11 protein-coding genes and 1 tRNA gene are annotated in these 15,549 nt (G+C 59.2%); 3 read left to right on the top strand and 9 right to left on the bottom strand.

Annotated features, from left to right (window positions below):
- Positions 1-71 precede the first annotated feature (71 nt).
- Both MTP36_RS04040 and MTP36_RS04035 read left to right on the top strand, forming a co-directional pair.
- Entirely contained in the window at positions 72-446 is a 375-nt protein-coding gene (locus MTP36_RS04040; RefSeq protein WP_242983482.1) for a response regulator, read from the top strand.
- A 30-nt stretch (positions 447-476) separates the two neighbouring features.
- On the top strand, positions 477-2,579 hold the full coding sequence (locus MTP36_RS04035) for a hypothetical protein (protein ID WP_249253718.1): 2,103 nt from the start codon (positions 477-479) through the stop codon (positions 2,577-2,579).
- A gap of 334 nt (positions 2,580-2,913) precedes the next feature.
- Here the strand turns inward: MTP36_RS04035 and MTP36_RS04030 are convergent.
- Positions 2,914-3,000 (bottom strand) — tRNA-Leu (locus tag MTP36_RS04030).
- A gap of 296 nt (positions 3,001-3,296) precedes the next feature.
- Between MTP36_RS04030 and MTP36_RS04025 the strand changes: the two genes are divergently transcribed.
- Positions 3,297-4,319, top strand: a complete 1,023-nt coding sequence (locus tag MTP36_RS04025; RefSeq protein ID WP_249253716.1) for a threonine aldolase family protein — start codon at positions 3,297-3,299, stop codon at positions 4,317-4,319.
- Between the two features lie 335 nt (positions 4,320-4,654).
- On the opposite strand, the gene MTP36_RS04020 is transcribed toward MTP36_RS04025, so the two are convergent.
- The 8 genes from MTP36_RS04020 to MTP36_RS03985 all read right to left on the bottom strand — a co-directional run bounded on the left by MTP36_RS04020 (position 4,655) and on the right by MTP36_RS03985 (position 15,421).
- Positions 4,655-5,680, bottom strand: coding sequence for a Gfo/Idh/MocA family protein (locus MTP36_RS04020; protein WP_249253714.1), 1,026 nt, complete (start codon positions 5,678-5,680; stop codon positions 4,655-4,657).
- Positions 5,673-6,797, bottom strand: coding sequence for a Gfo/Idh/MocA family protein (locus tag MTP36_RS04015; protein WP_249253712.1), 1,125 nt, complete (start codon positions 6,795-6,797; stop codon positions 5,673-5,675). Before MTP36_RS04015 ends, MTP36_RS04020 begins: the two co-directional genes overlap by 8 nt.
- A 54-nt stretch (positions 6,798-6,851) precedes the next feature.
- Positions 6,852-7,790, bottom strand: coding sequence for a GTP-binding protein (locus MTP36_RS04010; RefSeq protein ID WP_249253710.1), 939 nt, complete (start codon positions 7,788-7,790; stop codon positions 6,852-6,854).
- A gap of 61 nt (positions 7,791-7,851) precedes the next feature.
- Complete coding sequence (locus tag MTP36_RS04005) at positions 7,852-10,887, bottom strand: EAL domain-containing protein (RefSeq protein ID WP_249253708.1); 3,036 nt, start codon at positions 10,885-10,887, stop codon at positions 7,852-7,854.
- Between the two features lie 34 nt (positions 10,888-10,921).
- Positions 10,922-12,337, bottom strand: coding sequence for an extracellular solute-binding protein (locus MTP36_RS04000; protein WP_249253707.1), 1,416 nt, complete (start codon positions 12,335-12,337; stop codon positions 10,922-10,924).
- A 384-nt stretch (positions 12,338-12,721) separates the two neighbouring features.
- Complete coding sequence (locus MTP36_RS03995; protein WP_249253706.1) at positions 12,722-13,273, bottom strand: TetR/AcrR family transcriptional regulator; 552 nt, start codon at positions 13,271-13,273, stop codon at positions 12,722-12,724.
- 96 nt (positions 13,274-13,369) lie between these two features.
- Positions 13,370-13,888 (bottom strand): transcription repressor NadR, encoded by a 519-nt coding sequence (locus tag MTP36_RS03990; protein WP_097778648.1) that lies wholly within the window; start codon positions 13,886-13,888, stop codon positions 13,370-13,372.
- A gap of 177 nt (positions 13,889-14,065) precedes the next feature.
- Complete coding sequence (locus tag MTP36_RS03985; protein WP_249253704.1) at positions 14,066-15,421, bottom strand: alpha-amylase family glycosyl hydrolase; 1,356 nt, start codon at positions 15,419-15,421, stop codon at positions 14,066-14,068.
- Positions 15,422-15,549: the final 128 nt, after the last annotated feature.

Raw genomic sequence — 15,549 nt, 5'->3', positions numbered from 1 at the left:
TCCGTATACTGAAAGCAGAGAACGCCAACGATGGCGCAAGAGAAAGGAGGCACGCTGTGTACCGAATTGCCGTGCTGACAAGCAGCAGGGCGCAGGAAGCTTTTCTGGCAGAGCAGATCTCGCGGTTCTGCGCCGAACATTGCTTGTTCCCGAAAATGGACTGTTACCACGATCAGGAAAGCTTTTTTGAGGCTGCACGCAACGAGCCGCTGACAAATGCCGTGATTGCCCTGCCGGGGGTCGACGGATTGAATGCAGTAGAGCATCTGCGCGCGCTTTGTCCACAGACACGCATTATCTGGTGCAGCGATCTGGATTTTTCGCTCCATGCCTTCCGGTTGCGTGCAGACTATTTTCTGCTGGAGCCGGTGACCGAAGCCGCCTTGCGGCAGGGATTCCGCATCTGGCTGGATGGAAAAAAATCAGGCGGAGCAGCACTGGTCTGACCGCAACGAACACAACAAGGAGAACGGTTTATGAAAAAGAGAAACATCGTCCATTCTGCGTTAAGCCTGTCGCTGACCGCAGCATTGTGCCTTTCCATGGCTGCCTGCGGCGGAACACAGACGCCGGCAGACAGTGCTGACGCTTCGCAGCCCGCTGCCCCGTCCGCTGCGGTACAGCCCTCTTCAGCGGAACAAGCCTCTGCGGCGCTGCCGGTAAAGGCTCTGAACCCCAAGCAGGTGGAGGAAAACCCCTACATGGCCAAGAGTGATGCAAACATTCATCACGACGGCTACAACACCGACTCGACGGATGAGATCCTGCCGCTTGCCATCTATCCGGAGATCAACGTTTCCTATGAGACGACGAACGCGAACGCTTCGCCCGCCATCTACTTTGACAGCTACGGTCATGCCGTTGTGCCGCTGCTGGGCGGCATCGCCATCCGAGACCTGAACGCCGAAGAGACAAAGACGCTCGGCTATTTCTCCCCCAAACAGCATGACGGCGGCGGTTACGTTATCCAGAGCTCCTATACCTTCCTTGACGAATCCAACCGCATCGTCTGCCCCACGAGCAACAACCATGTGCTGATGCTCCGTGCAACGGATGAAAACGGCAATGTTCTGCCGGAATTTGAAAAGGTGCTGGACATTGATATCAAAGCTGCTGCCGAGGCCGCGCTTGGAAAAGAGCTGACGCAGAATCTTTTGTCCGTGGTCTTTGATTATGACGGAAACCTCTGGTTTGCAACGGGCGGCTTCCGCATTTATCCGCAGCGCCAGCAGCAGGGCGTCATCGGCTATATTGCCCGTTCTGCCATTGATGCGATCCTGAACGGCGAGCAGACAGACCTTTCAAAGGCTGTTTTTGTCCACGAACTGACCCCCGGCGAGGGCGCTGAAAACGGCATCGCCGCCTCCAAGGACGGTGCGGTGGTCCTGACCAACCAGAACTGCTATCTTCTGCGCGCAGAAGAAGGCGTAGACGTTGTGTGGTGCACGCCCTATGAGAGCGCGGGTGCAAAGGTGAGCGGCGAAGGCGATAAGACCACCGGCGGCGGTCTTGCATGGGGCGGTGGCTGCTCTCCCACACTGACACCGAACCTTGTGCTGTTCACCGACAATCAGGATATTGTAAACCTTCTTGCGCTCGATATGAAGACCGGCGAGGTCGTGGCAAGCGCCCCGGTGCTGGATGACCTGCCCGAGGGCTATCAGGTAGCCGTTGAGAACTCTGCCATCGTCTATGACGACGGCAATGGCACCGTCAGCACCATCGTCTGCAACTGGTTTGGCGCGGGCAATGCAGGTCTGGCGGACCCCAACAACGACTCCTCCATCCAGAGCTACGCCAATATTTACGACCAGAGCTGGCTCATGAAGGGCAACATTATGATTGCCCCCGGCATCGAGCGCATGGACACCGTAAAGACCGCAAACGGCTACGAAATGAAGAGCGTCTGGTGCCGGAACGACCTGAGCGACACCTCCATCATGAAGCTTTCCACCGCAACGGGCTATATCTACGGCTATGTGCAGGATGTGACCACCGGGATGTGGCAGTACATCATTCTGGATTTTGAAACCGGCGAGACGGTTTTCACGATGGATGTTTCCAACAAATACGGCTACAACAACATGGCCATTGGTATGTATGCCGGCAACAGCGGCAACGCGCTCTACTGCCCGACGGGCTATCTGGAACTGCTTCGTCTGCAGGACCGGTTTGTTTATCTGCCCGAAATGCCCTACCGCAAGGTCGAGCTTGATCAGGCGGCAAGAAACGTCCTTTCGCAGGAGCGGTTTGCGCAGAACGGCGGCGAAGGCACCGTTGCAAGCTGGCGCAACACTGTGACCGTCCGCAACGTACATCCCAACACCACGGTAGCTTTCCGTATGAACAACCTGTCCGGCAGCACCTCCGGTCTGACCCTCTACGCCTATGGCGTGGACGGCAAGCTGGCAAAGGTCGATCCTGCACTGTGGTCGATCACAGACGAGGACGGCAAGGCTGTAACGGAACTTACCGCCGGTACGCTCTATGAGCTGCACGTGACCGTCGCCGATGGCGGCGCTCTTGACCTGAGCGAGACGGAAAAGGAAATCAGGCTCTCCGTTGTACTCGGAAAGTAAATCCGTTCCGGACTGTTGCAAAATAGCTCTCTGAAAAATACACAAGCCCCGGAACCTTTTTCGGAGCCTTTATGGCTCGAAAAATTGAAAGCCTTGCCTGAGCCGTAAATTCCGGCACGATCCAAGAACCAATAAACCAAAAAATCCGAGCCCTTCTCCTATCGAGAAAAGGTTCGGATTTTCTATTTCAGTGGCAGTCCTCCTGGTAGACATTCCTACACGTTGCCCCGCCTGCGGCGTTGCAGTGCTGTTCAAGTCCTGTTATCGCCGTTGCAGCCAAAGGGAAATAGTCATGTAAAACAAAAAAGACAGCTACTAAAAGCTGCCTTCCTTGTGGTGCGGATAAGAGGACTTGAACCTCCACCGAGTTGCCCCGATTAGAACCTGAATCTAACGCGTCTGCCAATTCCGCCATATCCGCATATTCTGTTGTGTTCGTGAGCTGCGATGCTCGGAACGATAGTTATTATACCAGATGCAGCAGAATTGTCAAGCACTTTTTTGAAAAACTTTTCGTCTTTCTGGAAATAATCATACTTTCGTAAAAAACTGTCGTAGGCTGTGGTTCTGGTCAACATAGTGTCGCACCGGGTATCCTGTAAGCGTTTTTGCGGTGCATTGCGTGTACCGTGCGCCGTTTTGGGTTTGACAGGGTTTTCGCGGCGATGTAGAATAAAGGTACTGTTTTCTTACAATTATATAGAGGAGCGTTTTGCCATGCTGTATTTTGAAAACGACTATTGCGAGGGTGCACACCCCGCCATTCTGCAAAAGCTGACCGAGACCAACTTTGAAAAGGTCTCCGGCTACGGCACCGACCCCTACTGCGCCAGCGCCCGGGAGAAGATCCGCGCCGCCTGCGCCTGCCCGGAGGCCGACGTGCAGTTCATCTCCGGCGGCACCCAGAGCAACGCCATCGTCATCGCGTCCATGCTGCAGCGGTGGCAGGGCGTAGTGGCTGCTGCCACCGGCCATGTGGCCGGGCACGAAGCCGGTGCCATCGAGTACACCGGCCACAAGGTTATCACCCTGCCGCAGCACAACGGCAAGATGGACGCCGCCGAGCTGCGGGCGCTGGTGGCCACCTTCTACGCCGATGACAACCACGACCACATGGTGTTCCCCGGCATGGTGTACATCTCCCACCCCACCGAGTACGGCACCCTGTACACCAAGGCAGAGCTGGAAGCCCTGCACGCTGTATGTCAGGAGTACAAGATGCCGCTGTTCTTAGATGGTGCACGGCTGGGCTACGGTCTGGCTGCCGATGGTACGGACGTAACGCTGGCCGACCTTGCCCGGCTGACCGATGTGTTCTACATCGGCGGCACCAAGGTGGGTGCGCTGTGCGGCGAGGCTGTGGTGTTCCCCCACGGCGCACCGGCGCACTTTATGACCATGGTCAAGCAGCAGGGCGCACTGCTGGCAAAGGGGCGGCTGCTGGGCATCCAGTTCGATGTGCTGTTCACCGATGACCTGTATTTTTCCATCAGCAAAAACGCCATTGCCACTGCCAACCGCCTGAAGGCCGGTTTTGCGGAAAAGGGCTATCGCTTCTTTATGGACTCCCCCACCAACCAGATCTTCCTTGTGCTGGAAAATGCCCAGCTGGCTGCGCTGGAAGGCAAGGCAAAGTTCGGCTTCTGGGAGAAGTTCGACGACACCCACACCGTGGTGCGTATCGCCACCAGCTGGGCTACCCGCATGGACGAGGTGGAAGCGCTGATCGACCTGATGTGATCCCGCGCTCCTTTTTGAATATAACGATTTGAATGCCCTCCGCGTCTTACGGGTTGCGGCACCCAGCATCCGCATCGTGCCTTGGGCGGCACTTGCGTCTTGCTGGCCGCTGCCCCAACAACTCCTCCCTGTTTCCGCCACTGGCGGCGGTCGTCGTCGTTGCTGGGCATTTTTAGCGGAAAAACATTTATAATTTTGGGACAGCGGAGCGTCTGCGGACGCTCCGCTGTCCCGTTTTCACGGAAAGGGCTGCTACGGAGAACTGGCTGGTTGCCGTCACGGCTCCAATCGTGAAAAGAGGCTCAGAAGCGCCGACAGGTGCTTCTGAGCCTTTTTTATCTTTCTTCTGTGTTCCACGGCTGCGGGGTGCTTTCCACCGGCTGGCCGGGGACGGCAAGGGCGTGCTCCATCAGCAGGGCAAGGTAGGCGTCCTGCAAGGCGTCTGCCAGCGGGTACACCTCTGCCCCGCCGGCAAGATAGCCCTGCATCCTGTCCAGAAAACAAGCGATGGCAGTCTCGTCCTCGTTCAGCCCCGCCTGCGCGGCGGTTGCTGCCAGCGGGTCCGGCAGCGGGGTCAGCGGACGGCACACCGGCTCCCCGGCGGCATCCAGACAGCGCAGGGTGTCGTCGAACACTTCGCCCCGCTCTCCCTGCACACTGGTGTGGGTGCTGCGCAGATAGGAGTGGTACTGCACGCCGTTAAAATCCAGAAACGCCGTGCCACCGCCCGCAAATTCCAGCGTGTGCTGCTGCAACGTCTTTTCCACCAGTGCGCCGTTATGCACCGCGCCCCAGCGGGAATCCGTTTCGATGATCTTTTCCGTCCAGCTGCGGCCGGTCACCCGCACCGGCTGCTGCCCGGCGTTCAGGAACTGCCGCGCCAGACTGACTGCGTGGTAGCCGTGCGCCACCGACAGCCGGGCAAACTGCGGCGTGCCCAGCGCGCCGCTGTGCACCGCCGCCAGCCGTTTTGCCAGCGTGGGGTACAGCCAGTACTGTTCTGCCACCTGCAGCTTTGCGCCCTGCCGGTGCAGCTGCCAGAGGGCGCACAATGCGTTCTCCTCCAGCGCCGCCGGGGTCTCGCACAGCACGGCAAAGCCCCGGGCAAGCCATTCGGTGCTGACGGCGGCGATGGACGCTTTATTCACTGCCACCACCACGAAATCCGGGTGCAGGGCAATGCACTGCTCCGCCGAGGTACTTACCGGCACGCCGTACTCCCGGTGCATCTTTTCGGCCTTTTCCTCGGTGCGGCAAAGCATGGCGCACAGCTCGAACCGCTCCGGCAGCGCCTGCGCGACACGCCAGTAAAACAGCGACCGCCAGCCGGAACCTACTATAATAAACCGCAGCTTAGCCATTCGTCTGTTCCTCCTGAATATGCTTTTGCAGCTCCTGTTCAAAGCGGTTTGCGTCCAGCGGCAGGGTGAGCTTCTCCCCCAGCCATGCGGACAGGTAAGCCGCATCGGTCAGCTCCAGTGCGCGCACGCCCTCCACGCCGGGGGCGGTCAGGGGCGTGCCGTGCAGGATGGCATCCGCAAAGTTTGCCAGCATCTCCGGGTAAGGCTCTGCCTGCGGGGCGAACTGCTCGGTGGTGGTGGTCTCGGTAAGCTGCTGGCGCTCGGTGCAGTCTGCGGTACGGCGGTAGGTCTCGGTGTCCGGCGTGTAGGTGTGCAGGGTGAGGGTGTCCTCTTCCAGCAGGGCGGTGCCCTTGGTGCCCACGATCTCCAACCGCTCGGTGTAGCTGCCCTCGCCGGTGGAGAGGATAAAGGTTGCCGTGCGCTGCTGCGGGTACTCCATCAGCAGAGTAGCCTCGTCATCCACCATGAAATCGTTATACTTGCCGTATGGTATTACCGCATAAATACTAGTCGGCATCCCGAACAGCCACTGCCAGATATCCAGAATGTGCTGGCCCTGATTGAGCAGCGCGCCGCCGCCCTCCCCCGCCCAGCTGGAACGCCAGCTGCCGGAGCGGTGGTACATCCATGTGCGGAAGTAGCGGCTGTTTTCCAGCTGCACCCGCTTGATCTCGCCCAGAACCCCATCATCCAGTAATTTTTTAAGTCGCATATACTTTTTGTAGCGGCGCTGATGGAACATCATGGCGAAAACAAGGCCGCTTTTTTCGGCGGCGCAGTTCATTTCCAGCGCCGGTGCCAGCGCGTTTGCGCTGGGCTTGTCGCACAAGACGTGCTTGCCGTGGGCAAAAGCCTGCATCACCAGCGCCGGGTGGGTCTTGTGCGGGGTGACCACCAACACGGCATCAAACTCCTCCGCGTAGTCGTACAGCTGGTCTGCGCTGGGGCACACCCGCACCGTATCCGGCAGGGTATCCTTTGCCCACTGCTGCGCCCCGGCGCTGCGGCAGACCACGGCGGTCAGGCGCAATGCCCCCGCCTTTCCCTCTGCGATCATCTGGGCATACTTGCGCCCCATGACCCCGGTGCCAATAACGGCTGCACGTACTTCCTGCATGATGCTCCCTCCTGTTTTTCCACAATGCGTTTTGTTATAGGTGAAAACTGCCTTTCACCCCTTCAGGTTTGCTTCAATGGCGGCTTTGTCCAGCCCCTCGCCGATGACGATGACTACCTCCTGCCCTTGCGGGATGGGCGCAAGGGTGCAGCCGGCGGCGGTGGCGTTCAGCTCCAGCCAGCCGCCTGCCGGGGCGGGCGCAAAGCCCTTTACCCGCAGCACCTGCCCGCACTCCGGCGCGGCGAACAGCCGCTGTGCAGCAGCCTGCAGCTGCTGCGGGGTGAGGTGCAGTTCCAGAAAGCAAAGGGAGGTAAAGGCCGCGTGCTGGTCAAAATGCAGCTTTTCGCAGCTGGCCTGCCGGTAGCCGCAGGCGGCAAGGGCGGCAAGGTCGGCATCGGTCAGGGCATTCCAATCCTTGGCAAGGATCTCCCCCGGCGCAAAGCGGCGGGAAGATTTTGCGGCTTCCAGTGCACGCTCCAAGTGGGCAGCGGCGGCAGCGCACTGGGCAGGCGCTGCCAGCTGGGCGCGGCTCAGCAGCACGCGGCCCGCGTTCATGGTCTCGGACGCCAGCAGGTACTCTGCCTGCGGCGAAAGCGTTTCCGGCAGCAGGGCATCCACAACGGCAATGACGCTGCCCAGCTGATACCACCGGTCCAGCGGGTCGTCCCGCAGGATATCGAAAAACTCGTCCACGTCAAAGATGCCGCTGGGCTCCACCACCACACGGTCAAAGCCGCGCATAGCCATGGCGATGAGCTTGGTGCGCATCCGGCGCTGGTGGGTGTCGCAGTCGCAGCCGCCGCTGATGGTCTCCACATCGCAGCCGGGGCCCAGCACCTCCTGCACCAGCATGGCGTCCACGTTCACCGCGCCAAAATCGTTTTCCAGAATGCACACCTTATGCCCCTGCTGCACCAGATACCGCACATAGCGGCGCAAAAAAGTGGTCTTGCCTGCGCCCAAAAAGCCGGTGATGAGATCCACCTGAACCATATCTATTTACCTCCGTTGCAAAAACCCTCCCAGCGCCGCAGCGCCCGGGAGGGCTTGTATTTCAGTCTTTTTTCCGGCGCTGCAATTCCCGGATGATCGCAGCCGCTTCCGGCGCGATATCCCCCGGCACAATGGCCGGGCGTGCCAGAAAATAGCCCTGCAAAAGGTCTGCGCCCAGCTCGATGACCGTGCGCAGCTCGGCGGCGGTCTCCACGCCCTCGGCAACGATCTTCATGCTGCGGGGGTGGGCGTAGGCCACCACATTGCGCAGGATCTGCTGCTTGTCCGGCGAGGTGTCGATGCCACGGATGATGGTAATATCCACCTTGACGAACCGGGGTGCAAGCTGCAATAGCGTATTCTCGTTGGAATAGCCGCTGCCGTAATCGTCCAGTGCAAACATCCCGGAAAAGCCCGGTGCATTGCGCTTTCTCTCCAGTGCTTCGTAGTCGATCTCTTCCTCTTCGGTGATCTCGACGACCATGCGGCGGCACAGCTCGTGCCAATGGCTGTTTATATATTTGCCGTCCTCATGCGACAGGCAGGTGTTGGCGATGGAGTTGACAAAGAGCATGGCATCCCCGGACACACTGCCCGCCCGGCACAGGCTGTCGAAGGTCTCCAGCGCCTTGGTAAAGGTGATGCGCTCAATCTCGTACAGTGCCCCCTGCTCCCGCGCCAGCTTCATGATGGTGGCCGGGGAGCGCAGGGTGGGCAGGTCGGAGCGCATCAGCGCCTCGTAGGCGACTACCCTGCCGCTGCGCGCCGAGAAGATGGGCTGGAAGCAGTAGAACACCTGCGCATTGCTGAGCAGCTGCCGGAACTCCCGGCGGGTGCGCTCGGCGTAGGCTTCGCGGTTGTACACCCCGATGTCGAACTCCTCCACCCGGCCCTTCTCCGAATGCTTGACCTGATACATGGCAAAGTCGGCGTATTTTTTCAAGGTCTCCCAGTCCTGCCCATCGTCCGGGTACCACGCGATGCCGCCGGAAAGGCTGATGTGCAAAGCGTTGCCGCTGGGCAGCAGCGCCACGCTCTGCTGCATGGCCTTCGTCAGGCAGTCGATCTTTTCCCGCACTGCGTCCCGGCTGCGGTAGCCGTGGAACAGCACAAGGAACTCGTCGCCGGAAAGGCGGGCGCAGACCGTCCCGGCGGGGGTATTGTCCCGCAGGCACTGACCGGTGCGGCGGATGTACTGGTCGCCCCAGTCGTGGCCGTAGGTATCGTTGATGTGCTTGAGGTTATCCAAGTCCATCATCATCAGCGCCGCCACGCCCATGCGCTCCGGCGCGGCGAACAGCTCGGTGCACACCCGGTTGAAGGCCTGCCGGTTGTACAGCCCGGTCAGGATATCGTGATCGCGCTCGTGCTCGATGCGCTTCCGTTCCAGCACAGCGGCAGTCACGTCCTCGGCAAGGCCGATCTTGGCGTGCCCCTCGATGGTGCTGCGCAGCATGATGTACCGCACGCCGTCCGGCTGCTGAATGGTCAGCAGCTCGTCCCCTTCGGCGGTGTGGTCACAGGGATTCTTTTCCCGGATGCCCTTGAGTACCTCCTCAAAGCGGCGCACGCTCAGCGGCTCGCCCTGCATCTCGGGCTTGCCCAGCAGGGAGAAGAAATTATCGGTCACGAACACGCTGCCGGTGTCGGTGCGCAGCTCGTACCCGCCGATCTCCACACTGGCCATATCCATGATGCGCAAAAACTTGGTGGAGTTGGTCACCAGCTCCCTGTTCAGCTCTGTAATGGTCTCGGCAAAGCGGTCCACCTCCCGGATGGCGGTGCGGGACAGGCGGGGGAAGGTCTTTTTCTCCTGCGCGTCTATCACCTCGCGGTACAAATGGTTGATGGGGCTGGCCAGCCGTGCCGAGATCAGCAGGCTGCCCAAAACGCTCAGCACCAGCGTGAACAGTAAGGTAGCCAGCAGCACCTCGCGCACCCGGTCGGAAAAAGCCAGCAGCACCGACTGCTCCATGGTACCTGCCAGGAACCACTTTTCGGCGGCAAAGGGCGCGTTGCGGTTATACACCAGCAGCGGCTCCAGCACCATATAATAGCGCTTGCCGTTCAGCTCCGCCCAGTTGCCGCCGTTGCCGTTGCTGCGGCAGTTCAAAACGCCCAGCGGTGCATCTGCCGTTACCAGATCCTCGCCGGAGGTCACGGTCTTGCGCAGGGAGAGCACGTCGTCCGTCAGCGCATCATCGGTAGTGGTCACGATAAAATAGGTGCCTGCCTTGTCCTCGTCCAGCTCGGTGAAGGGCAGCTTTGTTTGCAGATAGTCCGTGAGCAGTTCCACGCCCACCACGCCGTATACCGTGCCGTCCGGCAGGATCAGCGGCATCGAGTAGGCAATGGCGTGCCGGTCGTCCCCTGCCAGACAGTAGGAGTTGGTGGTCCAGCGGCCATAGCTTTCCGCCGAAAGGCTGGCACCGCTCTTATACGCGGTCTGAAACACCGTGCGCAGGATGCCGCCCTTGGTATCTCCCTGATAGGGGAAGGCGGGCTGCCAGCCCTTATCCGTGCCGATGGCCAGCTCTTTTACCACTGTGGCGCTGGCGCGTTCCAGCAAAAGGTCGCTGTTGCGCTCCGAAGGGCGGGCGTCCGGGTCCATATCCCGCAGGTAGATGCCGGGCATTTTTTTGCCCACCTCGCAGGTGTCCAGATCATGGGTGTTCAGGATGAGAAAGATGCCGGTCACCTGCTTTGTGCGCAGGGTGTCCAGAAGCTGCGGGGCAAGCGCTACCAGCAAAGCATCGCTCTGCTCGCTGCTGTTATCCAGCGTATCCAGCGAGATATCGCCGCTTTTCAGCAGCTGCTGGGTGGTGGCGGTGATCTGCTCGCTCAGCTGATCCAGATCCTCCGCGTTCCGCAGGATCTCCTGCACATAGCTGGCGCGGTTGCGCACCCGCATGGTAAGCAGATCCTTGGCGTTTTCGTCCAGCTGCCCGGTCACGTTGACGGCAAGGATGCTGGCGACCGCCATCAGCAGCTCCACCACCAGCACCAGCATCATGGTGGCAAAAATATTGTAGAACACGGTTCTTTCCGGTCTGTTTTTCAAGCGCTGCCGCTGGCGCTCTTTCCATGCGTCAAACATCGCCCTGCCCCCTTTCCGTCTTTTTTGCGGGCGGTCAGCCCTCGTACTGCTGTAACTGTGCAAGGGTGGCCTGATACCACGCCTCAAAATAGTCGTCGGTCAAAAATTCTGCCATGGCTGCTTCCGCGCTCTGGCCTGCGGCGATGCGTTCCAGCACCGTGTCCCGGTCGGCACTGGCCTGATCGCCGATGCTGTATTCCAGTATCTTGCGGACTGCATTGCCGCCTGCAAAGGCCGTAGGGGTGTACAGCTCGTTTTCGCGCACCGTTTTCACCGCGCCGGAAAGGGTCTGCTCCATATTGTCGGTCAGCTCCAGCCCGCTTGCACGGATGGCGTCCATGTCGTTGGCGGCAGTGGTCACCGGCAGATAGCCCGACTCCACCGCGAAAGCGATGTTATTCTGCGGCTCGGTGAACCACTTTAAAAAGGTGACTGCGCCGTTGATCTCGGCCTCGGTGCCGGTGGTGACCACCATGCCGGCTCCCTGCTGCACCGCCACCTTTTCGCTCCCGGCAAACCGGGGCGCAGGCAGTACCTTCATCTCGATATCGTGGACTTGGTTATCCCCGGGCATCACCTGCTTCGGGAAAAAGGTAGCGCTGGCACAGGAGCCTACACAGCCCAGCAGTGCGCCGGTTTTTACGTCATCGCTGCGGAAGCGGCCATTCGCAGCAAAATACCCCTTGACGAAGGGCACATAGTAGTTATCCCACAGTTTGCGCACCACATCATGGTCAAAGTGCAGGGTCATTTTGCCGTTGTGCACTTCAAAAATTTCGCAGCCCAGCTGCTTTGCGCCCACAATCATATAGTTTGCCATCGCGTCCCGACCAAACAGCGCCTTGCCGCCGGACCAGTTATAGTACTGCTCGGCCACCGCCGTCACGCCCTCCATGGTGGAAAGAGCACCGTAACGCACAAAGGTCTCCTTTGCGAACCGCTGCCAGTCGGTATCGTTAAAGAACATCAGCTCGGTGGATTTTGCCACCGGAAAAATTTTTATGCTGCCGCTGCCGTCAAAATCGCCCTCGGTGATATAGCCGGGCACAAAGGCGGCCTTTTCATCCTCGGTCAGGTAGTCCTTCAGGTCCACCACCATGCCCATCTGATCCAGTTTATAAGCGGTATCCGCGTAGGCGGCAAAAATGGTGGGCATCTCCGCAGAGCCCACCTTGCCCTCGGCAGCGTCCATCACGTTGGCTTCCAGATCGTTCACCGTGCCCTGACTGGAGCTGGACACCCGGATGCCCTTTTCCTTGCCGATGGTCTCGTTGAAGGTGCTCACAAGGCGGTTGAAGCTTTCCAGCTGGTCGCCGTTGTAGTAGTTCCACACCGTGATGTCGGTCACTGCTTTTTTGCTCGTTTTTGCATCACAGCCGGACACAACCAGTGCCGCTGCCGAGACCGCAGCCGCCGCCAGAAAGCTGCGGCGCGAGATCTTGTTCTTCATCCTGATCTATACCCTCCCGGCGTACGCAGGCGCATTTTACGCCATGATATACTATTTTATATAATACCACTGTTTCCGGCATAGTGTAAACTCTTTCTTAAAAATTCTGGTAAAAAAGTGCAGATGACGAATTTTCGTCTTATTTTTTGGTGGTTTTGTCAAGGTGTGTCTCCCCCCGTGAAAACAAAAAATCGGACAGCCCGCAGACTGCCCGACTTTGTATTTTTATGGGCGGGGCGCAACTGCCCGTTTTCGGTTACGTCCCTGCCCTGTGAAAATGGGATAGCGGAGCGTCCGCAGACGCTCCGCTATCCCGAAGTAAAAATAATTATTCCTCTAAAGATGGCCAAAGCACAAGCGGCGGCCATTTTTGATCGTCCCGCATTACATCCGTATCCGCTGCGCGGCGCGGGCGATGGAGGCAAGCAGGGTCACAAGGCGTTTTTCGTCCATCTGACCGCAGTAGCTGGTAAAGGTGTAGTAACACCCCTGTACACAGAAGGAAAGCACCACCTTGCGCACTACGTCCGCCTCAAAAGTGGGGTCTGTCTGGGCGATGCACTGGCACATGGCCTGTTCCACCCGGTTGATGAACAGCCCCTGCCGGGAGCCGGAGAACAGCACGCTGATCTCTTCTTGATGCTCGGCAAAGGCGCGGAACATCTCCCGCGCAAGCCACTCGGTGCGCTCGCTCACATCGCTGGCGGTCAGGCGGGGCAGACTTTCCACCACCGCGTGCACCATCTCGTCCTCCATGGCGTTGGCCAGCGCATAGATATCCTGATAATGGGCGTAAAATGTGGATTTATTGATACAGGCGCGGTCGCACAGCTCCTTGACACGGATCTTCTCCACCGGTTTTTCACGGCGCAGCTCCATAAAGGCTTCTTTGATGGCGCGCTCGGTCTTTTCAATGCGGATATCCAGAAAACCCACCTCTTTTGCTTTTTTGTTGATTTTCCAACATTTTTCCGGTTTTGCGGATAGACAAGCCCCGCAAGCCTTTTTATACTGGGTATAAGCGGAGCAGGGTCACTCCTTGCGGTACAAAAGCCCCTGCTGCTCCAAAGCATCGCGGATGCGGGCAAAGGTGTCCTTGTCCGGGCAGCGCAAAGTGTGCAGGTGCACGCCGCCGGTCATGCGGCTCAAAAGGCTTTCAGGCGCATCGGCTGCCTGACGGATAAAGTTGTCCACGTCGTACCGGTTGCACAGGTTCAGGGTGGCGCGAATCTCGCCGTACAGGCTGTTTTCCACCGCCACATCCACCACCGTGCCGCCCTGATCCACCACGGTGTACAGTTCCCGGCGCATCTCCTCCTGCGTGCGGTGCACACAGGCCAGAATGCCGGTATAGCCCTTTTCCGCCGGGTGCAGCTGGTAGCCCCGGGGGGTGGCATCGATCTGCGCCCCACCGGCGCGCAGCAGCGCCACATCCCCTACCACGATCTGCCGCGACACCCCCAGTTCTGCCGCCAGCGTGCTGGCGCTTAAGGGGGCACCGGCGCTGTTCAGCCGGGTCAGGATGCGTTCTCTGCGCTGTGCTGCATTCATAGAGGGTCAGGCTTCCTTTCCGTAAAACGACTTTTCTCTCCTTATTGTAGCAAAACGCAGCGCAATGTGCAAGGTTATTCCAATCTCAGCTTTCTGAACAAAGGCTTCCCCCCGAAAGGGGGAAACCTATCCCCAAAGGGTAAAGGCTTTCGCTCCGGTCACGCCGCAGGCATTGCTTTATTCCAATCTCAGCAGGGTGGCGTAATTGGAGGGCAGCTGCACCTTCATGCGGTTCCACTCGGTAGAGACCAGCACCTCCTGCGCGCCCACAGTATCCGCCAGCAGGTCGGTGACCTTGGCGGTTTCCACCGGCAGCTGGAACTCCAGCTGTGCGGGGGTATCGCCGTTGTTCAGCACCGCCACAACCGCCTTGCCGTCCAGCACCCGGGCAAAGGCGTAGCACTGAGTGGTGAGTTGCAATTCCTTTACCTCGCCGTAGGTCATTTCCGGCAACTCAGCCTTGCATTTTCCCAGCGCTTTGTATACACTGGTAACAGGATTTGTATGTTCTGCATCAGCGTAGTCACTGAGCTCCAAGCAGGGGCGCAGCGGCCAGTCGCTGCCCCACTCCTTTTTGCCCTCGATGCCGAACTCCGAGCCGTAGTAGATGGACGGAATGCCCCACAGGCTGTACACCAGAATGGCGATATGCCGGATGTGCTCCCGGTTGCGCAGCTTGTTGGGCAGGCGCTCCACGTCGTGGTTATCCGAGAAGAGATACAGCCGGGTGTCGTGGCACAGCCCCTGCAGCCGGCGCATGGTGTGGGCAATTTCAAAATAGTTATGGTCGTTGTGTCCGCTCCACAAGCCCTTGTGCAGCTCGTAGTTGGTGACCGAGTGCAGCATTTCCGGGTTTGCCCAGCGGCTGTAATCGCCGTGGATGACCTCGCCCATCAGCCAGAACTCCGGCTTTACCTCGTTTGCCAGACGGCGCAGCCCCCGCATGAAGTCGAAATCCAGCACATCGGCTGCGTCCAGACGGATGCCGTCGATGTCGAACTGCTCCACCCAGAAGCGGACGGTATCATAATGGTACTGCTGCACCTCCGGGTTGCGCTGGTTCAGCTTGACCAGCAGGTTGTAGCCGCCCCAGTTGCCGTAGCTAAAGCCATCGTTATACTCGTTGTTGCCCCAGAAGTTCACATCGCAGAACCAGTCCTTATAGCGGGCGTTCTCGCGGTTTGCCTTCAGGTCCTGGAACGCGAAGAAATCGCGGCCCACATGGTTGAACACGCCGTCCACGATGACCCGCTGCCCGCGGGCGTGGCAGGCTGCCACAAAGGCCTTGAACTCCTCGTTGGTGCCAAGGCGGCGGTCCACCAGACGGTAGTCGATGGTATCATAGCCGTGGGAGCCGCTTTCGAACAGCGGGCCGATGTAGATGGCTGTACAGCCCAGCTTTGCCGCGTGGGCTGCCCATGCTTCCAGCTTTGCAAAAGCGCCCGGGGTGGGCTGGCCGTCGTTTTCGTGCGCACAGCCGCACAGCCCCAGCGGATAAATGTGATAAAATACTGCTTCGTCATACCAAGCCATGATCGTTCGCTCCCGTTCTATTGCTTAAAAAGTTGCGCCGCTTGCACGGCGGTAGCAACAGTATACCACAAGATTTGGCAAATATGTGAAAATTTGCCGATTTTTGTCAAGATTCGCTAAGATTATCG

It is taken from the genome of Faecalibacterium sp. I4-1-79, from assembly GCF_023347235.1.
Lineage (GTDB): Bacteria > Bacillota > Clostridia > Oscillospirales > Ruminococcaceae > Faecalibacterium > Faecalibacterium tardum.
Note: the sequence above shows the minus strand (reverse complement) of the source record. Positions and strands in the feature narration are given on the sequence as shown.